The sequence below is a fragment of the Micromonospora sp. BL1 genome, from assembly GCF_003667485.1.
In the GTDB taxonomy this organism is placed as follows: Bacteria; Actinomycetota; Actinomycetes; order Mycobacteriales; family Micromonosporaceae; genus Micromonospora; species Micromonospora tulbaghiae.
The window spans coordinates 17543-36867 of record NZ_RCVK01000218.1 but is presented as its reverse complement, the minus strand read 5'-3'; the positions used below and the strand labels follow the sequence as shown (position 1 = coordinate 36867).

The following is a 19325-nucleotide window of genomic DNA, read 5'->3' as shown; positions in this document are numbered from 1 at the left end:
GGGTGGCGTGGTCAGACTGCCTCGGCGGCCGGGATCTGGCCGGTGTGATCGGACGGGCCGGCCTGACCGGTTCGGTTGGACCGGCCGGCGGACGGGTCGGACGCGGCGAGGACGCGCAGCGTGTCGAGGGCGGACGCCAGCGAGACCTCGGCCGGCACCCGGTCGTAGGCCCGCAGGTAGTCCAGGAGCAGCCGGCACAGGCTCGCCTCGTCGAGGAACTCGTCCGGCAGCCGGTGCGCGAGCAGGGCGTGCATCGTCCTCGGCGGGATCTTCGGCCAGGCCAGTTCGGCGTACTCGCTCAACGCCATCAGCAGCCACAGCGCGGTGCGGTTGTCGACCCGGGCGGCGGCGAACTGCTCGGCCATCTCGGCCGACACCACGCCGTCCTCCAGCGGCAGCTCCGCGAGCCGGTCCTCGATGTCGGCGAGCACCCGGCGGACCCGGGGCACGTACCGCTGCGGCAGCCGGTGGAGCCCGTGCCGCAGGATCAGCGCGTGCAGCACCGCGTGGTCGTCGGTCGTACCGAGCGAGTCGACCAGTTCCGGGAACTCGTCGATCAGGTACGGGCACGAGATGATCAGCTCGGGCGGCGCGGTCGGCGAGTCGGGCAGGCGGCTCAGCGCCACCCGGGTCAGCCCGCACACCACCTCGCGGGGCAACTGCGCGCCGTCCTCGGCGAGGCACTCCAGCAGGACCGTGGCGCTCGTGCTGGACACCGCCTCCGGTGACTCGACGGCACGCGCCCACAGTCGCCGGTAGCTGCGCTCGTCGTACAGGATGAGCTGGTGCAGGGACGGCACCGGCCAGCGGCGGGTGGCGAGCGACACGAGGTCGGCGTGGAACCGGCCGGCCTCGAAGCTGTCCGGCTGCTGGCCGCGCCACGTCCGCGCGCCCGCCTGCAACTGGCCGTAGGTGGTGATGTCGCCGAGCAGCCGCGCCTCCTCGGCGGCCACGTTCACCGTCTCGCCCCGGCCTTCGCGCCGCCGCTCGGCGATGATCCGGCCGTCGGCGTCCCGGCCGAGCCAGCTGATCATCGCGAGCTGGCCCTTCTCGTCCAGTCCCGCCCGCCACAGCCGGACCGTCGACACCCAGGTCGCCTCGTCCATCAGGTCGGTGTGGCGTACGCCGTCCGGCGACACCAGCGCGGCGAGCGCGACCAGGTTCGCGGTGTACGCGGCGAGCAGCCGCACCGGGTCGTACGGCGCGGGCCGGTAGCCGTCCACGCCGGCCAGGTTGGTCCGCTGCCGGGCCTCGGCCAGCAGGCCGGCGATGGTCTCCACGATCCCGTCCCGCTCCTCCGGGTGGCGGGAACTGAGCTCACGGGCGAAGCCGACCACCGCCTCCCGCTTCACCAGCGGCTGGTGGGAGAGCAGCGCGCGGAACTGGCCGGTGTCCAGCTGGTAGCCGAAGCCGGCCGGGCTGCGGGTGTGCCGCCGCAGCTCGGCCAGGCTCCGCAGCGCCCCGATGACGTACTCGGCGATCAGGAAGTCGCCGATCGTGGTGTGCAGGAACTCGTACGTGCGCCGGGCGTCCTCGCCCTGCACGTCGTCCGGGCCGTACACCACGAAGAACGCGGCGGTGACCAGTTGTTCCGGGCCGAGCACGTCGCCGAGTTCGAACCGTGAGCCGTCTCCGGGCCCGGAGCCGAAGCAGTCCAGGTCGAGGCGGAGCGCGGCCCGGTTCACCAGTTCCCGGTTGCGGTTGAACATGGCGAACGCGGTGATCGCCAGGTCGCGCCGGAGCTGGTGCTCGCGGGCCTCCCGCTCGTGGGGCGGAAGGGCGGTCGGCGCCTTCTCGCTCACCTGCCGCCTGATGAACGCGGTGAGCAGGCCGGTGAACAGGTCGGACCGGGAGATGGTGACGCCGGGACGGCGGTCGGCCCAGTGCTCGTTGTAGTAGATCGCCAGCAGCGTGAGCAGCAGCGGCTGGCGGGCCAGCTCGCCGTGCGACAGCAGTTCCCGGGCGGACAGCCGGCGGTAGCCGGGGCGGTCCTCGTTCGCCGCGTTGACGGCGGCCAGCCAGGCCGTCACCTGGGCGTCGGTCAGGTCCTCCAGCCGGACCAGCACGGTGCCCTGCGGCACGCTGGCGCGGTCCATCACCAGGATCCGGGACGTGATGATCGGGATGACCGAGTAGCCCAGATCCCACTGGGCCTCCTGGAACTCGGCCACCCGGTCGATGTACTGCGAGTGGGCCGTGCCGGTGACCTGCACGAGTTCGTCGAACCCGTCGAAGATCACCACGACCGTGGTGTGCTGGGTGGCCCGGCGCAGGTCCGCCCAGCGGATGCGCTCGTCCATCACCTGCTCGATCGCCGCCTCGATCTGCTCGGTCGGCGACGAGTCCCCGGACATCCGCCGCAGCGGCACCACTATCGCGGTGAACCGGCTCGCCGGCAGCCGGGCCGCGATCACCCGGGTCAGCAACGTCTTGCCGGCGCCCGGCTGGCCGAGCAGCAGCAGCGGACGGTGCAGGCTCGCCGGGTCGGTCAGGTACTCGGAGAGGAACCCGACGAGGTCACCCCGGCGCGGCTGGTCATCCCACCAGCGCTCCCGCTCCGGTGACGTGTGCTTGCCGTACTCGGCGGCCCGGAAGTCGGGGCTGATGAAGCCGCTGTCCACATTCGGCAGCCGCAGGTGGAAGTCGACGTCCTTGATCCGCAGCAGCGGCTGCCGGAACACCGCCGCGAGCGAGCCGGTGAGCCGGTCCAGTGATTCGCGGAGCAGGTCGGGCCGGTCGGCGGCCACCGGGCCGGACAGCTCGGCGAGGTTGCGGTAGAGCTGCGCCAGCGCGTCCAGCCGGGCCGAGACCTCGGTGGTCAGCGTCCGGTTGTCGATCAGGTTGTGCTCGATCGCCTGACGGATCATCCGGAAGCCGAACTCGGGGAGGTCAGCGGCGAGCCGGTCGAAGCGGTCCTCGTAGTGCCACATGGCCCGGCCCACCACGCGGGAGCGCATCGACGTGAGGTCGAGCCCGCGTCGCACCGACGGCCAGGCGGCCAGGCCCTCGCAGAACGCGATCGTCGCGTCGTACAGCTTGACGTAGGCGGCCTCGACGTCCCGGCGGGTGTCGTCCATGCCGTGCACGGACGAGGGCAGCGGGAAGTAGCCGCCGTCGATCTCCTGCGGAAGCGTGTGGTGGCGCCGCTCGGCCGGCACCATGCCGACCTTTTCCTCGTCGGTCAGTTCCAGCCGGTCGAAACCCGGCCCGACCTCGTCGCGGAAACCGTCGAAGAACGCGGACAGCGCCAGCACGGTGTGGCTGGCCTCCAGCAGTTCGTAATACGACTTCCCGCCGGTTGTCCGGATGCGGCCGGCCTGGTTTCCGGTGGCGTCCCGGACGAGCTGCATGAGCGCGTTCTTCGGGCCGAGCAGAGCGAGCGCCGCGCCTTGGGTGAGCGCCCCGGCGCCCAGGATTCCCGCGCTGACCACCTTGTCGGTCTGGGTGATGCGCGTGCTGCCCGGGGCCAGCAGTCGTAACGCATCTCGATAGCTGAGGCTCGAACGGCGCGGCATGCCGCCCCTTTCGCCGCTGACGGCCGGATCTCCGTCAAGGATAGAAACTCCAGTGACGGAAAGCTATCTATCCCTCACTTTTCGATGTCGATCCCGTCGAAGCCTCCGGAGCGGTCCACGCTCGCCGCCCCCGCTTGACGGGGACATTTACACCCCTTAGCTTTGCATGACGTCAGACGTAAGACGTCTTTGCGCGCAGCAACACTCCTGGGCACGCCTCACACGCCCCCGTCCGACGTCTCCCCTCGAAGGACAAACCACATGAAGCTGTCGGCCCTCGGCCGCATCGCCCTGGCCACGAGTGTCACAGTGCTGACCGTCGGCGTCCCACCCGACTCGGCGCAGGCCGCCGCCCCTTCGGTGAAGCGGAAGATCCTTCCCGTCCTGGTGGAGTTCAGCGACGCCTCGTTCCAGTTCCCGGACAAGGTGAAGGCGTCCACACCGGACACCTATTTCGGGTCGAAGAAGGACTCCGCCGCCTCGTTCCTCTCGGAGGTGTCCCGCGGTAGGTACACGGTGGTGCCCGCCGTCACCGAACAGTTCCTCGGTCCGATCAAACTCGACCTGAGCGCCGCCGGTTGCCCACACGGCCAGATCAACACCATGACACGGGCGGAACTCGCCAAGCGCGGCCTGGTCGCCGGCGAGGACTACGACAGCCTCTCCATGGTCTTCCCGGCCCAGAAGACGAACTGCCCCTGGGCCGGGCTCGCCACCCAGCCCGGCCCCACCACCTGGATCAACCTGTACGGCACGGCCAGCGGGATCGACGTCGTCGGACACGAACTGGGACACAACCTGGGCTTCCGGCACCAGGGCCGTTTCCTGTGCACCAGCGGCGACCTGACCGCGTGCAGGTCCGAGGGTTCCAGCTACAAGAGCATCATGGGCGGAGGCGGCTACCGGTCGGGCTTCACGTCACCCGAGATGATCCACGCCGGGTGGCTCTCCGACAGCACCATCAAGGTCACCAAGTCGGGGATCTACACGCTGCGTCCCCTGCACGGCACTGGCAGCGGAACGCGGGCACTCGACATCGCGCTGGGCAAGGACCGGCTCGTCCTCGAGTACCGCCACGCGGCGGGCAGCTTCGACGCGACGATCGAGGGTGTGCACGCCTACCGGGTGCCGGCCGGCACGTACAGCGGCGCCTCGCTCATCGACACCACGACGGCGAACAAGACGGCCGCCAACGACGCGCCGGCCGACGTGGACGCCGTCAAGAAGCTGACGGACCGAGCGAACCGGGTCTCCGTGGCGGTCGTCTCCTCCGGCAACGGCACGGCGAAGATCAAGGTCGCGCTCAACGGCGACTCACTCGCCGCCGTCGGAGCCCCCAAGGCGAGCCCGTCCCCGACGCCCACGGCGAGCGTCTCCCCCACCCCGGGGGCGAGCGCGTCCCCGACCGGCGGGGAGGTCGCTGCCGGTGACGCCGGAGCGACCCCTGACGGGTCCACGACGGCGGACCTCGCCGCCACCACCACCGGCACCTCCCGGACGGGGCTGCTCGCCGCCGCCGGTGCGGTGGCGTTGGTGCTGGCCGCCGTCGTGACATTGTTCCTGACGCGCCGTCGCGGTCGCGGTAAGCACGCCTGACGTCGCTGTCCCCGGCACGACCCGCGTCGCGCGACGCCCATCTCCGCACCAACCATAGGCGTTCGTACGCCTATGGTTGGTGGGTGGGCAGCAAACAGGTTCGGCAGGCGTACAGCGCGGTCGCGCCGCTCTACATCGAACTGTTCGGCACCACCGGCCACGTCCACGCGGACGACCTCGCCCTCATCGACCGCCACCTGACCGGCCGGACCGGCCCGGTGCTCGACCTCGGATGCGGACCGGGCCACCTCACCGACCACCTCCGTTCGCTGGGCGTCGACGCCACCGGGATCGACATGGTTCCCGAGTTCGTCGCGCACGCGCGGGCGACGCATCCGGGCGGCGTCTACCGGCTCGGGTCGCTGGACGGCCTCGCCGTCCCGGACCACTCCGTCGCCGGCATCCTCGCCTGGTACTCGCTGATCCACCTCCCGCCGCCGGATCTCGACGCGGTGCTGGCCGGGTTCCGCCGCGCGATCGTCCCGGGTGGACGGCTCGTGGCCGGCATCTTCGTCGGCGACGAGGTGGGTGTCTTCGACCACAAGGTCGCCACCGCGTACCGCTGGCCGGTGGACGAGTTCTCCGCGCGGCTGCGGCAGGCCGGGTTCGCCGAGGTCGAGCGCCTGACGCGCCTGGACGGCGACGCCCACCGCCCGCACGCCGCCGTCGCGGCCGTCGCGGCCGGCGGTTGACCGGCCGGCCGTCGCGGGCGAGCGCGGATGCTCACCGCCGTGCGAAGATCAACCTTTGGAGCCCGACGGCCGGAAGGACACCATGCCCGCGTACGTCATCGCCCACCTCCAGGACGCCGCCCCACACCGGGACATCGCCGAGTACGTCGAGCGGCTTCCGGCCACCTTCGCCCCGTACGGCGGCCGCTTCCTCGTGCACGCCACGCCGCACGAGGTGAAGGAGGGCAGTTGGCCCGGCGCCGTCGTGATGCTCGGCTTCCCGGGGGCCGCCGAGGCACGGGCCTGGTGGGACTCGCCCGCCTACCAGGAGATCGCGCCGCTGCGCTCGCGGCACATCGAGGGCGACATCATCCTGGTCGAGGGCGTCCCCGACGACTACTCCCCGACCGGCATGGCGCAGGCGATCCGGGCGTCGCTGCCAGACGCGTGACCCAGGCCGGCCGCCGCTCCCGCGACCTCGGGATCGTCGTCGGGTCGCTGCCCACCGGGCCGCACAACGCGATGACCGACGTCCCCGGCGTCCTGGTGGGCCACACCACCGTCGACGACGGCGCCGACCTGCACACCGGCGTCACCGCGATCGTGCCGGAACAGCTCGGCCCCGGACGGTGGACGCTGCCCGCCGCGGTGTACGCCGGCAACGGCCACGGGAAGCTCGTCGGCTCGACCCAGGTGGACGAGCTCGGCGTACTCGAATCCCCGGTCGTGCTGACCGCCACGCTGTCGGTGTTCCGGGCGGCGGACGCGCTGCTCGGGCACCTGATGGAGCGCCGGCCGGACGGGCTGTCGTTCAACCCCCTGGTCGGTGAGACGAACGACGGGCACCTGTCGGACATCCGCCGCCGCCCGATCACCGACGCCCATGTGCTGGCCGCCGTCGCCGGGGCGACCGGCGGACTCCCCGCCGAGGGCTGCGTCGGGGCCGGCGCCGGCACCACGGCTCTGGGCTACAAGGCGGGCATCGGCACCTCGTCCCGCACGGTCCGGACCGCCGGCCGCACCCACACTGTCGGCGCGCTGGTCCAGTCCAACTTCGGCGGCGTCCTCACCGCGCTCGGCGTACCGCTACCGGTGGACGAGCTGGTCCCGGCCGCCGACCGGATCGAGCCGCCGGGAAACTCGTGCATGATCGTGGTGGCGACCGACGTACCGCTGGACGCGCGACAGCTCCGGCGGCTCGCCCGCCGGGCGGTGTTCGCCATGGCCCGGGTGGGTGCGTCCTTCAGCAACACCAGCGGGGACTACGCGATCGCGTTCACCACGTCGGATCAGCAGCCGATCCCGGACGCCGCGATCGATCCGGTGTTCGCCGCCGTGCTGGACGCGGTGGAGGAGGCGCTGCTCAACTCGCTGTTCACCGCCGTCACCACGACCGGCGTGGGCGGTCGTACCAGTCACGCGGTTCCCCATCGGGCGGCGGTCGAACGGCTGGCGGCGGCCGGACGGCTCACGGCCCGGCCGTACGCCTGATCCATTGCGCCTCTCGCCGTAGGCCGTTCGGCGAGGCTCCGGATCCGATCGTCCGCGGCATCGATGCCGATGCTCCGGCCGCTGCCAGCCGTTTCGTCGCTCATCGCACCGGTAACGGCCGGTCTGTCGGCTGAGCGACACTCCGGGCCGGGCACGTCGCCCCAGACTGCCCGCTGTGACCGAACTCCCTCCCCAGAACCAGTGGCACGGCCAGGCTCCGCCGCCGTACCAGCCCGGCATGCCGTTCGCGTCACCGCGACCGTCGTGGTGGCGCCGACAGCCGGCCGCGATCAAGGTGCTCCTCGTCAGCGGCGTCGCGGTCCTCACCTGCTGCGGCGGGCTGCTCGGCATCGGCATCGCCGCCGGCCCGGCCACCGAACCGGACAAGGCACCGGAGAAGGCGGTGGCCCAGGAGGTGCCGACCGTGGCGGCGCCCACCACCGCGGCCCCCGCGCCGGAGGTCAGCACCGTCTCGCCGGAGCCGTCGCCGTCACCGACCACGGCGGCGCCGACCACCGCGAAGCCCGCGGCGAAGCCGAGCCCGCGCAAGACCACGGCGCCCGCCGTCTACTACAAGAACTGCGACGCCGTACGCGCAGCCGGCAAGGCGCCGCTGCGGCGCGGCGAGCCGGGGTACCGGACCGGGCTGGATCGCGACCTCGACGGCGAGGCATGTGAGCCGGGCGGCGGCAACGGCGACTCCGGAGGCGGCAGCACGGGCGGTGGTGGCAGCACGGGCGGTGGTGGCAGTTCGGGCGGCGGCGGCAACGACCCGCGCTTCGGCACCTGCAAGGAGGCGAACGCCAACGGCTACGGCCCGTACCGGCAGGGCAAGGATCCCGAGTACTACTGGTACATCGACCGGGACAACGACGGCACGGTCTGCGAGTGACACCCGGCGCCGGGGCGGACCGCACGGTGCCGCCCCGGTCGTCACGCCAGCTCGTCGTCGAACGCCCTGCGGGCGCGCTCGATCTGCCCCATGTGCGCGTCGGCCCATTCGAGCAGGACGTCGATCGGCGCACGCAGGGTCTTGCCCAGCGGGGTGATCCGGTACTCGACCGCGACCGGGCGTGTCGCCACGACGTGCCGTTCGACGATGCCGTTGCGTTCGAGTCGCCGCAGGGTCGCCGTCAGGGACTTCTGCGTCACCGCCGGGATCGCGCGGCGCAGCTCGTTGAAGCGGCAAGGGCGTTCGCACAGCTCGTTGAGGACGCTCAGCGACCACTTGTCCAGCACCTGATCGAGCAGCTCGCGGTGCGGCGCGTCGATGCGCAACTCGGCGGCACCTCGGCTCGCGGTATCGCTCATGAAACCAGGTCTCCTTGAAGTGTCCTTCGTCAACTAGGTATCAATGGTAAACCTAAGTTGTCCTGCGAAGGAGAAACGATGCCCGTCACCCGCTTCAGCCCCGACGGTCTTCAGCCGAACACGCCGTACCACCACGTGGCGGTCGCCACCGGAGCGCGCCACATCCACGTCAGCGGCCAGGTCGCGCGACTGGGCGACGGCTCACCCGTCGCGCCCGGTGACCTGGCCGGGCAGGTCGCGCAGGTGCTGCGCAACACCGGCCGGGCGCTCGCCGGCGCGGACGCCTCGTTCGAGGACGTGGTCCGGCTGACCTTCTACGTCACCGACTGGACGCCCGAGAAGATCGGGCCGTTCATGGCCGGCATCGAGTCGGTCGCCGAGGAACTCGGCCTGCCGTGGCCGCTTCCGCCGGCCTCGCTGATCGGGGTCGACCACCTCTTCGAGCCCGACGTGCTGGTGGAACTGGAGACGACCGCGATCGCGCACTGAGCGCGCCCTCCCGATCCAGATGGTCGCGGCGATGGCACCGAGCCGTGTTGCCGTCGACTCATCGGGTGCACTGCCGGTGGTTGGCCGGCCCTTTGCGGCCGGCCAACCACCGGTGGACCGCATGAGCCATACCCGCTCGCGCCGGGGTCAGGCAGCTGATCCGGCCCAGTCCGGCTTCACCGCCATCATCTGGGCCGTCTTCGTCGGATCACGATCGACCAGACCGCCGAGCACCTCGTCGATCCGACTCAGCGCGCCCTCATCGAGCGGCTTCCCCGCAGCCGTCACGTTCTCCCTGATCTGCTCCGGCCTGGTGGCCCCCATGACGACGGAGGCGACTCCGGGCCTACTCAGCACCCAGGCGATGGCGAGCTGCGCGAGGGACAGCCCGGACGCCTCGGCGACCGGACGCAACTCCTCGACGGCGAGGAGCACCTTCTCGCCCAGGACCCGGTTGATGAACCGGGGAGCTCGACCGCCAGACGCCGCCCGCGAACCCTCGGGCCAGGCCTGACCGGGCCGGTACTTTCCGGTGAGCACACCCTGAGCCAGCGGCTGAAAAGCGAGTTGGCCGACACCCTGGCGCACGCAGAGCGGAAGAACCTCCGGCTCGATGACCCGCCAGAGCATGTTGTATTGCGGCTGGTTGGACACGATCCGGCTCCGCAGCCCGAGTTCCCCCGCCATGGTGAAAGCAGCCTCGATCTGCGGCGCGGTCCACTCGGAGACACCCAGGTACAGCACCTTGCCCTGGCGTACCAGGTCGTCGAAGGCGATCAGGGTCTCATCGGGCGGGGTGCCCTCGTCGAAGCGGTGGGCCTGGTAGACGTCGAGGTAGTCGGTGTCGAGCCGCCGCAGGGACGCCTCGCAGGACTCCATGACGTGCTTGCGGGACAACCCCTTGTCGTTCGGCCCGTCGCCGGTGGGCAGGCAGACCTTGCTCGTGATCACCAGGGAGCTCCTCCTCGCCCCGCGCAGACCCTCCGCGAGCACCTCCTCAGCGGCCCCCTGGGCGTACACGTCGGCGGTGTCGAAGGTCGTGATCCCCGCGTCGAGCGCCGCCCGGATGCAGGCCAGCGCCTCCTCACGACCGGCCAGTTCGCCGTGAGTCAGCCAGTTGCCATAGGTGATCTCGCTGACCATCAGGCCGCTACGACCGAGCCGACGATGCTCCATGGATCTGTCCAGCCTCTCGTGGGTTCAGGGACGCACCGCCAGCGGCTCTGCCGACATCGGTTCACCGAGGTGACGCATTGCTCTGTTGTGGAACACTATGGCCTCTTCGTCACCGACGGCGACCGCCTCGACCGTCCCGATGATCACCTCGGGTGAGACGACCTACCGGTGCCTCGACAGGGTCCCGGCCTTCGGGCGTGAGCGCTCCTTCAGCGAGGACGACGCGGAGGCCAGGGCGACCGTCCTGGAGAGGACGTGCGACCGACTGGAGTTCGTCAGAGGCCAGGTTCGTCGACGACGTCCTGGCGTATCGGTCTGATCCGACCGGCGATCGGCGCTGTCCCAAGCCGCAGAAAAGATCAAGGCCTCTGACCAGTGGAAACGCTGGTCAGAGGCCTTGATGATGTAAGTGCGCCGAAGGGATTCGAACCCCTGTCTCTACGCTGTTCAAGCATCCCTTCGCACGTGTCGCTGAGTGCTTCTGCGTGCCGGACAAGCGGCTGAGTACCTGCTGGTCTGGGCGCCGGTCGGCCACACAGGACGTGCTGTGCCGTTCACCGTAGGGCCACCTGGTCGACCACACCCACCCGAGCCCGTTCTCGGTGACCTGGGCGGGCCACCGGGATCAGCCCGCGGTGCAGGAACGGATCTGGGCTCTGGCGCTGCTGTTGCCGTTCATCATCGTGGTGAAGCCGAAGGTGTTGCCGCTGCCGTTGGACCGCATCGTCATCACGTAACCGGTGCTGTCCCAACTGGGGGAGCCGTTCCAGGTGGTGGAGACCCGCTGCGGCGGGGTCAGAGCCACGACCACGGTCCAATTGCTGGCTCCCTGAACCGTCACCGAGGTGTTGTACCGGTCGCCCCAGACGTTGGGGGTCGTCGCCGTCGCCGTGCACCCGCCGGTGGGAGGCGGAGTGGTCGGCGGCGGAGTGGTCGGCGTACCGGTCGGCGGCGGAGTGGTCGGCGGCGCAGTGCCGTCCGGGGCCACCGCTCGGCCGGTGCTCGGTGAGATCATGCCCGGACAGAGGTTGCGGCTGCTCAGGTTGGCCATGATCTGCGGAATCGCGTCGCGGGTGTTCTGAATGCCGTCGTGCATCAGGATCACCTGGCCGGCCTGGAGGCGGCTGGCGTTGGAGACGATCTGGCTGACGCTGGCGCCGTTCCAGTCCTGGGAGTCGGCGTCCCAGATCACCTGGCGCAGGCCGAGCGACGTGGCGACCGACTGGAGGGTCGAGTTGGTCTCCCCGTAGGGCGGGCGGAACAACTGCGGCCGGACGCCGGTCGCCGCCTGGATCGCCGAGTTGGTCTGGGAGAGGTCCGACTGCATCTGGCTCTGGCTCATCGAGGTCATGTGCGCGTGGTTCCAACTGTGGTTGGCCACCCACATGCCCGCGTCGACCTGGGCCCGCGCGGCCGACTGGTTGCTCTGCACGTTCTGCCCGACGTTGAACATGGTCGCCCGCACGCCGTTCGCACGCAGCACGGACAGCAGTGCACTGGTGCTGCCGGTCGGCCCGTCATCGAAGGTGAGGCCGACGTACCCATTGCAGGTGGCGGCGCTGGACGGAGTGGCGGCGACCGCGAGACCGGCGGCACTCAGCGCCACGGTGGAGGCGAGCACGGCCAACCGGGTGAGACGCGATGTTCGGGGGGCGGACGGGCGGCGGGAGCCGCCGGTGCTGGCGTACATGCGCAGGTCCTCCTTGGGACGGGTGACACCTGACGACGCATGGATTCAATCGACCAGGATTGATGTCGACGCGTTCGGAGTATTGCAGCGGCGTTTCGAACACGTCAACGATTTTCCGGAAGTTTTCCGGAAGACCGACTGGTCGGCTGGTCGCTGGTCGACGGTTCCTGCGACGCCGAACCGAGGGCGGTCAACGCGTACTCGACGTGCTGCGGAAGCTGGAGCAGGGTCTCCCGGTAGTTCTGGGCCGTCCGGGGCGACCGGTTGCGGATCTTGAGGTCACGCTCGTAGGCGTTGATGTGGAGCGAGTTGATCTTGGACATGCACGGAGAGTAAGGAGGTATTCACAGGAATGGCTAGACAGCAAGAAGCCCCCTAGCGGCCTTTGGGCCTGCTAGGGGGCTGTCTGTGCGCCCGAAGGGACTCGAACCCCTAACCTTCTGATCCGTAGTCAGATGCTCTATCCGTTGAGCTACGGGCGCTTGGTGCTCGGCCAGTCTACACAACCGGCTTTCGCGCGGAGACTCCGGGATTCGAACCCGGGAGGGGCTTTAAGACCCCAACCGCATTAGCAGTGCGGCGCCATAGACCAGACTAGGCGAAGTCTCCCTGGTGACCCCGAGGTCACCGCGCCCGAGGATACAGGCCCGCACCCGCCCGGGGCAAAGCGGATACCGGGACCGGCCCCCGCCACCGCGTTTCCGTCGTGTGCCAGCTCACGTCCACGGCTACGCTCCATCGATATGCAGGAGCAGCCGCCGAGCGATCCGCCCCGTCGCGAGCCCGCAGCCAAGGCCCGGCGGAGCCGCTCCCCACGACCGACGTTCAACCCACCGACGCCGGATCCCGCCGCGGAGAACGCGACGAGCGACACACCGGCGCCCCGGCGTCCGCGCCGGTCGGCGCCCACAGTCGTCTTCCAGCCGCCGACGCCGGCCGACGCCGCAGCGCCGGCCCCGCGCCCGCGTCCGGCCGCCGATCCCTCGGCAACCGATCCCGGTACGCCGCCCGCAGCGCAAGTCACCCCTGCCTCTTCCACAACCGATCCGGGTACGTCTGCCGCAGAGCAGAAGGCGGCGGGACCTGCCACGCCCGGCACCCGATCGGGTGACCCGGGCACGGCTGAGCCGCCGCCGGTATCAGGAGGGCCCGTTCCGGAGGCCGGAGAACGCGACCCCGCAGCGGCGACACGTCGGGCAGGAGGCGGGGAGGCCGCATCGACGGCGGATGAGGTGTCCGCCACAGCGGAACGGCGTCCAGTTGGAGGGCCGTCGGTCACCGAGCCGCCGACCGGTTCAGGCGCACCATCGGCCGGGGATGAGGTGCCGAAGCGGACGCGCCGCGCGCCTGCGGCCAAGAAGGCCGCCCCGGTCGCGAAGAAGGCCGCCCCGGCGGCCAAGAAGACCGCTCGGAGGGCGTCGTCCCCCAAGCCGGAGGCACCGTCTCCCGAGCCGGAGGCGCCGGTCGAACCCACGTTCACCGCACCGGGGCCGCGAGCCGCCGAGCGGGAGCCCGACGGCACCGAGCCGATCGCGGCAGAGAAACCGGCCACCGCGCCTCGACCCGGGCGACCCGTCAAGGCCGCGCCTGCGGCGGAGAAGGCGAGCCCGGCGAAGCGTGCGAAGCGCGCAGCACCGGCCGCCGCCGCGCCGGCCTCCGAGACCACCACCGTCTCGGCGACCGCGCCCGCCGCCCCGGAGCCTGCCGCTTCCGAATCCGAGCCCATCTCCGTCGACCAGGCGCCCCAGGCAGAGCCCGCCGTCGTCGAGCGAGCCCCCGAGACAGAGCCCGCCGTCGTCGAACGGACACCCGAGACAGAGCCGGCCGTCGTCGAACGGACACCCGAGGCAGAGCTGGCCGTCCTCGAGCAGAAGCCCGGACAGCCCGGCTTCGCGCGTACCCCGGTGGTGGGCTGGCGGGCGGTGGGGCCGCAGCTGCGGGACCACCCCGGCTTCGCGCCGGAGCTGCTGGCCCTGGCGGCGGTCGACGTGCTCGGGCCGCGCGCCCGGGACTGGGTGGATCAGGTCCGGCGGGCCTACCCGGAGGCGGACGCCGACGGGGTGGCCCGGCTGGCGACCCGGCGGTTCGTCCGGACGGCCGGTGCGGGTGGGGCGCTGGCGGCGGGTGCCGGGCTGTTCGCGCCGGTCGCGGAGCTGGCGGCGGTGCTGTGGACGCAGGCGAACCTGGTGCTGCATCTGGCGGCGGCGTACGGGCGGGATCCGGCGCATCCGGATCGGGCGGCCGAGCTGCTGGTGCTCACGTTGGTGCACCCGGACGACGGCACCGCGCGGGCGGCGCTGGCGGCGGCTCGGGCGGCCGACTCTCCGGCGGAGGGTCCGTGGGGTCGGGTGGCGGAGGCGGCCTGGCGGCTGGCCACGCCGGTGGCCGCGCAGGCGGGCGGCTGGCTCGGGCTGCGGTTGGCCGCCCGGTTGCTGCCGGGGGCGGCGGCGCTGGCGGCAGCGACGGGCGGTACGGCGACGGCGGAGCGGGTGGCCGCGCGGGCGGTCGCCCGGTACCGGCCACGCCGCGCCTGATCGACACACGTTCGGCGAGGTGGCGGGGTCCGTCGGGCCGCGATACCGCCCCCTCGCCGATCCGGCGCAAGCCGACGATCGTGCCGGGCCCACGAGGCCACCAGGCCGGGCATGCCGGCAGCCGCGGTCAGAGCCAGTCGAACCAGGACTTCGGCAGCATCGCGTAGCCGACGAACGCGAAGATGTCGAGCAGCGTGTGCGCGACGATCAGCGGGGCCACCCGGCGGGTGCGCAGGTAGAACAGCCCGAAGATCACGCCCATGACGGCGTTGCCGACGAACGCGCCGAAGCCCTGGTAGAGGTGGTACGAGCCGCGCAGCAGGGCGCTCGTGGCGAGCACGGCGCCGATCCGCCAGTTGAGCTGCCGCAGCCGGGTGATCAGGTAGCCGACCACGATCACCTCCTCCAGCACGGCGTTCTGCACGGCGGCGAGGATCAGCACCGGCACCGTCCACCAGAGGTCCGGCAGCGCGGCCGGGACCAGCGTGGCGTTGAGGCCGAGCTGCGCCGCCACCCAGAACAGCGCCAGCCCGGGCAGGCCGATGAGCGCGGTCAGGCCCGCACCCCGGGCCAGGTCGGAGCCGGGCCGCCGGAAGTCGACGCCGAGCGTCCGCGCCGGGTCGCCGGGGTCGCGCGCCAGCAGGTGTACGGCGAGCAGCACCGGCAGCAGCGCGAAGACGATCCCGAGCAGCTGGTACGTGAGGTCGAGGTACGGGCGGGCCGACGCGGAGGTGTTCAGGGCGGCGGTCTGCTTGGACAGTCCACCGGTCGCGGTCAGCTTCGCGATCAGCGAGACGAGTGCGTACACGGCCGACTGGCCGAGGGACAGACCGAGCACGAGCAGCGTCTCGGTGCCCAGCATCCGGCGGGAGACCGGGCGGGCCAGCTCGTCAACCGTCACCGGACCATGAAAGCACTTCGGCGACCGGGCCGGACGGTCGCACAGTCTGTGCGACCGGCGTACACGCTCCGTGGACAATCTATGGGGGCCGATCCGCCCGTACGGAGAAGGAGCGTGCCCCTGTGGAGAACTTCGCGCGGCTGCTGAAGGAGAGCTGGACCCTGGTCGAGGAGCACCGGGAGCGGCTCAGCGGTCACTTCTACGCCCGGTTGTTCCTCCTCGACCCGGAGCTGCGCAAGCTCTTCCCGGTGCAGATGAACGGCCAGGGCGACCGCATCCTGGAGGCGATCGTCACCGCCACCCAGACGGTGGGCGACCCGGAGAGCTTCGACGAGTACCTGCGGGCGCTGGGCCGGGACCACCGCAAGTACCACGTGGCGGCCGAGCACTACGCGACGATGGGCGTCGCGCTGCTCGACGCGCTGCGCAGCACCGCCGGGGACGGCTGGAACCTGGAGTACGACCAGGCGTGGCGGGAGGCGTACGCGAGCATCAGCGCGCGGATGCTGGCCGGCGCGGAATCCGACGGGAACCCGCCGTTCTGGCACGCCGAGGTGCTGACGCACGAGCGGCACGGCCCGGACACGGCGGTGCTGACCGTACGCGCGCTCCAGGATCCGCTGCCCTGGCGGGCCGGGCAGTACGTGAGCGTGGAGGTGCCCCGCTACCACCCGCGGGTGTGGCGGACGTACTCGGTGGCGAACGCGCCGAACGAGGAGAACGTGCTGGAGTTCCATGTCCGGACGCCGCCGGGCGCGGCCGGTTGGGTGTCCGGCGCGCTGGTACGCCGCACCAAGCCGGGTGACCTGCTGCGGGTGGCCGCGCCGATGGGCTCGATGACGTTGGACCCGGAGTCCACCCGGGACGTGCTCTGCGTGGCCGGCGGCGTCGGCCTGGCGCCGATCAAGGCGCTGGTGGAGGAGCTGACCCGGGTCAACCGGACCCGCTGGGTGCACGTCTTCTACGGCGCCCGCCGCCCGGACGAGCTGTACGGGCTGCCCGGACTGGAGGAGCTGGTGGCCGCCCACCCGTGGTTGTCGGTGACGCCGGCGTGCAGCGAGGACCCGGACTTCGGCGGCGAACTCGGTGACGTCTCCGAGGTGGTCACCCGGTACGGACCGTGGACCACGCACGACTGCTATGTCTCCGGCTCGGCCGCGATGGTCCGGGCCACCCTGCGGGCGCTCGCCGCCGACGACGTCCCGCCGGACCACATCCGGTACGACACGTTCGGCAACCTCTGAACCTTGCTCCCCCCGAGCCGGGTCGCGTGCCCCCGCCCCCTGGGGCACGCGACCCGGCCCCCCGTTTCTCAGTAACGCCAGGGGGTTCCGGTCTCGCGGTATTCCTCCACCGGCACCAGTGGCACGCCGGGTGCCATCCGGTCGACGTAGAGCCGCCCCTCCAGGTGGTCGATCTCGTGCGCGACCAGCCGCGCCATCGCGTACTCGTAGGACGTGATCACCCGGCTGCCGTCCCACAGGGCGTGTTCCACGTCGATCCGCAGCGGCCGGGGCACCAGGCCGCGGTGGTCGAAGAAGGAGAGGCACCCCTCGTACTGCTCGTCGGTCTCGGTCGCGGCGTCCACCACCCGAGGGTTGAGCAGCACCACCGGGTCGGCGGCCCGGTCGGCCGGGCGCACGAGCGCCGCGGACCAGCCGATGCCGAGCTGGGGCGCGGCGAGGCCGACGCCCTTGCTGAACGGGTGCAGCTCGTCCAGGCGGACCAGCATCCCGGCGAGCCGGTCGATCACCTCCCGGGCGTGCTGTTCGTCGGCCGGCAGGTCGAACTGTCGGGCCCGCTGCCGCAGCAGGTCGTCGCCGCGCTGCACGATGCCCACGGCCCGCATCCGGTCGCTGGCCCGCACCCGGGCGCCGCCGTTGGGCGCGCTGTCCGGTTCCGCGTCCGGCTCGGGGCTGCGGAACCGCCACTGCATCCGGTAGCGGGCGTTCAGCGGCGGGTCGTCGGTCCCCCAGTCGAAGACCACCCGGCCGCCGTCCACCGAACGCTGGATCGGGGTACGCAACGGCCCCTCCTCCGCCGACAGCGAGGTCTCCGCGCCCCACACCTTGGGGTCGAGGTCCGCGGGCAGGTCGAGCCGCACCGCCAGGTGCCGGGTGGGCAGGCGTACGGCCCGCTGGAACCAGGGGCCCCACTTGTCCCGGCCGACGCGGTACGCGTACTCGATGGTGACCCGGTCGCCGGGGTAGAGCGGGAAGCGTCCCTCGTCGTTCTCGAACAGCAGCCAGATCTCCTTGAACGCGTCCCGGTCGTGCTTGGCCCGCCAGTGCATCGGCTCGCGTCCGCTGCCGTCGTCCCGGTAGGCGTTGAGTTGCAGCTCGGCGAAGGTGAGCGGGTGTTCCCGGTGGTGCCGGTTGGAGCGGCCAGGGTCGTTGGGGTAGCGGTCGACGGCGACCCGGACCAGGTAGCGGGTGACCGGTTCGGTGCCGGCGTTGTACAGCTCCCGCCGGATCGCGCAGTGGTAGCCGTCACCGGTGTGGGTGAGCGTGGCCACCTCCCGTTCCACCACGAGGCCGGTGCCGGGGGGAAGCCACTGACCGGGGACGGGCGGGTCGCGGTGCGCGGTGCCGGACCGGCCGTGCCGCAGTTCGTCGTACTCCCGGAAGCGCTGCCAGATCGCGCCGCTGGCCTCCAGGACGGCCTCGGCCCGGCGGGCGAAGTCCTCGGTGGGCCGGTGCCGGCGCCCTTCGACGTGGCTGACGTAGGACGGGTCGAAGCCCATCATCGTGGCCAGTTGCTTCTTGGACAGCCCTCGGCCGGTCCGGTGCCGGGCGAGTTCGGCCGCGAACGAGTCGGCGGCACGCTCGATCGGTGAGGTCGTCATCAGCTTCCTCGTACGCGGGAAGACCATTTTCACGTTGGGTGGCCGAACGTGTACGGAAACTGCCTCGTATTCGACACTCACCTTGACTTTTCAGCGGCGTACGTCGATCCTTACGCCGTCCGCCGCCGGCTCTCCGGCGGCGTTTTCCGTCTCCGAGGCCGGGTAGTACGCCACGGCCGTGGAGTGACGGGGGCCTCCCCGCGATGCCGCGGTACCTCTTCCCCTCCCACCGGGAGGGTGGTTAGGCTAGCCTTAGCTTGGGTCGACGGCAGGCGCCGACCGCAGGGCGACAGGACAGGGGACGGCCAGGTGACTGCGGTGATGCCGGGGCGCGACGCCGCCACCCCGCTCGCCCCGGTGACCGCGACGCTGCGCGCCATGTTCGGCACCGACGACCTGCCCGGGCTCGCACCCGGCCTGCTGGTCCACGACGAGCTGGACCGCTGGTCCCCGGCCACCCGCCTGATCGACGGCACGCTGCTGACCGAGTTCCTGACCGCCGCCGGCCGCCGCTGGGGCGGCACCCCGCACGCCTGTGCCGCGCTGGCCTGGAAGTCCTACAGCTACTGGACCGCGCTGCCCGCGGTGCTCGGGTGGGCGTCGGCCCGCCGGGTGCCGCTGCTCGACGCGGCCGACGTGCTCGTGCACTTCGAGGACCACCACCAGCTCCTCACGCTGGGGCTGCGCGCCTCCACCCCGGTGGCGGTGCTGCCGAGCGACCCGCTGGCGCTGGCCGGCGCACCGGGCGTGCGGGTGGTGCCGGACGAGGCGGCGCTGCTCGGCGCGCTGCGCGCGTCCCTGCTCGACGCCCACTTCGCGCCGCTGATCGGCGCCATCCAGGGCGAGGTCCGGATCGGCACCCGTACGCTGCTCGGCTCGGTGGCCTCCGGCATCGCGCACGGCATCCTGCGCGCCTCGGACGCGCTGCCCGGCTCGGCCGCGGCGGCCGTCGGCACGGTGCTGGACGCGCTCGACCTGAGCGACCTGGTCGAGCTGGTGCCCGGCCCGGGCGGCGAGCCGACCGTGCAGCGGCGTACCTGCTGCCTGGCGTTCACGCTGCCCCGGCCCAAGGTGTGCCAGGGCTGCTGCGTCCGCCAGGGCTGACC

General features: G+C 71.7%; 16 protein-coding genes and 2 tRNA genes. 9 read left to right on the top strand and 9 right to left on the bottom strand.

The genetic code is table 11. The annotated features are described in order from the left end of the window. Nucleotides 1–11: 11 nt before the first annotated feature. Entirely contained in the window at nt 12–3515 is a 3504-nt protein-coding gene (locus EAD96_RS12540) for an NACHT domain-containing NTPase (protein WP_121684371.1), read from the bottom strand. A gap of 261 nt (nt 3516–3776) precedes the next feature. Between EAD96_RS12540 and EAD96_RS12535 the strand changes: the two genes are divergently transcribed. The 5 genes from EAD96_RS12535 (at nt 3777) to EAD96_RS12515 (ending at nt 8165) form a co-directional block, all read left to right on the top strand. Further along, nucleotides 3777–5111, top strand: coding sequence for a hypothetical protein (locus EAD96_RS12535; protein ID WP_121684370.1), 1335 nt, complete (start codon nt 3777–3779; stop codon nt 5109–5111). Nucleotides 5112–5194: 83 nt separating this feature from the next. After that, nucleotides 5195–5803 (top strand): class I SAM-dependent methyltransferase, encoded by a 609-nt coding sequence (locus EAD96_RS12530; protein ID WP_121684369.1) that lies wholly within the window; start codon nt 5195–5197, stop codon nt 5801–5803. A gap of 55 nt (nt 5804–5858) precedes the next feature. Continuing rightward, nucleotides 5859–6233 (top strand): DUF1330 domain-containing protein, encoded by a 375-nt coding sequence (locus tag EAD96_RS12525; protein ID WP_233585684.1) that lies wholly within the window; start codon nt 5859–5861, stop codon nt 6231–6233. Beyond that, complete coding sequence (locus EAD96_RS12520) at nt 6230–7273, top strand: P1 family peptidase (RefSeq protein WP_233585682.1); 1044 nt, start codon at nt 6230–6232, stop codon at nt 7271–7273. The genes EAD96_RS12525 and EAD96_RS12520 overlap by 4 nt, the downstream gene beginning before the upstream one ends. 175 nt (nt 7274–7448) lie before the next feature. After that, nucleotides 7449–8165: an excalibur calcium-binding domain-containing protein gene (locus tag EAD96_RS12515; protein ID WP_233585680.1), complete on the top strand. Its 717-nt coding sequence runs from the start codon at nt 7449–7451 to the stop codon at nt 8163–8165. A gap of 41 nt (nt 8166–8206) precedes the next feature. Here the strand turns inward: EAD96_RS12515 and EAD96_RS12510 are convergent, their stop codons facing one another. Then, nucleotides 8207–8584 (bottom strand): helix-turn-helix domain-containing protein, encoded by a 378-nt coding sequence (locus EAD96_RS12510; RefSeq protein ID WP_121684368.1) that lies wholly within the window; start codon nt 8582–8584, stop codon nt 8207–8209. A gap of 78 nt (nt 8585–8662) precedes the next feature. Here EAD96_RS12510 and EAD96_RS12505 point away from each other — a divergent pair, with 78 nt between their 5' ends. Continuing rightward, nucleotides 8663–9073, top strand: coding sequence for a RidA family protein (locus EAD96_RS12505; RefSeq protein ID WP_120572634.1), 411 nt, complete (start codon nt 8663–8665; stop codon nt 9071–9073). 147 nt (nt 9074–9220) lie between these two features. Here the strand turns inward: EAD96_RS12505 and EAD96_RS12500 are convergent, their stop codons facing one another. The 5 genes from EAD96_RS12500 to EAD96_RS12475 form a co-directional block, all read right to left on the bottom strand. After that, nucleotides 9221–10249, bottom strand: a complete 1029-nt coding sequence (locus EAD96_RS12500; protein WP_121684367.1) for an aldo/keto reductase family protein — start codon at nt 10247–10249, stop codon at nt 9221–9223. A gap of 625 nt (nt 10250–10874) precedes the next feature. Beyond that, entirely contained in the window at nt 10875–11939 is a 1065-nt protein-coding gene (locus tag EAD96_RS12490; RefSeq protein ID WP_121684365.1) for a polysaccharide deacetylase family protein, read from the bottom strand. A 104-nt stretch (nt 11940–12043) separates the two neighbouring features. After that, complete coding sequence (locus tag EAD96_RS12485) at nt 12044–12262, bottom strand: hypothetical protein (protein ID WP_121684364.1); 219 nt, start codon at nt 12260–12262, stop codon at nt 12044–12046. An 86-nt stretch (nt 12263–12348) separates the two neighbouring features. Then, nucleotides 12349–12421: transfer RNA gene (locus EAD96_RS12480), tRNA-Arg, on the bottom strand. A gap of 36 nt (nt 12422–12457) precedes the next feature. Beyond that, nucleotides 12458–12548: transfer RNA gene (locus tag EAD96_RS12475), tRNA-Ser, on the bottom strand. Nucleotides 12549–13261: 713 nt separating this feature from the next. Here EAD96_RS12475 and EAD96_RS12470 point away from each other — a divergent pair. Continuing rightward, entirely contained in the window at nt 13262–14473 is a 1212-nt protein-coding gene (locus EAD96_RS12470; RefSeq protein WP_233585678.1) for a hypothetical protein, read from the top strand. A gap of 127 nt (nt 14474–14600) precedes the next feature. Here the strand turns inward: EAD96_RS12470 and EAD96_RS12465 are convergent, their stop codons facing one another. Then, nucleotides 14601–15374, bottom strand: a complete 774-nt coding sequence (locus EAD96_RS12465; RefSeq protein ID WP_121684363.1) for a CPBP family intramembrane glutamic endopeptidase — start codon at nt 15372–15374, stop codon at nt 14601–14603. Between the two features lie 122 nt (nt 15375–15496). On the opposite strand from EAD96_RS12465, the gene EAD96_RS12460 reads away from it, so the two are divergent. Then, nucleotides 15497–16618, top strand: a complete 1122-nt coding sequence (locus EAD96_RS12460) for a globin domain-containing protein (RefSeq protein ID WP_121684362.1) — start codon at nt 15497–15499, stop codon at nt 16616–16618. Nucleotides 16619–16686: 68 nt separating this feature from the next. Here EAD96_RS12460 and EAD96_RS12455 read toward each other — a convergent pair whose 3' ends face one another. Beyond that, nucleotides 16687–18219, bottom strand: a complete 1533-nt coding sequence (locus tag EAD96_RS12455) for a peptide deformylase (protein ID WP_121684361.1) — start codon at nt 18217–18219, stop codon at nt 16687–16689. 321 nt (nt 18220–18540) lie between these two features. Between EAD96_RS12455 and EAD96_RS12450 the strand changes: the two genes are divergently transcribed. Further along, nucleotides 18541–19323 (top strand): hypothetical protein, encoded by a 783-nt coding sequence (locus EAD96_RS12450; RefSeq protein WP_120572623.1) that lies wholly within the window; start codon nt 18541–18543, stop codon nt 19321–19323. Nucleotides 19324–19325: the final 2 nt, after the last annotated feature.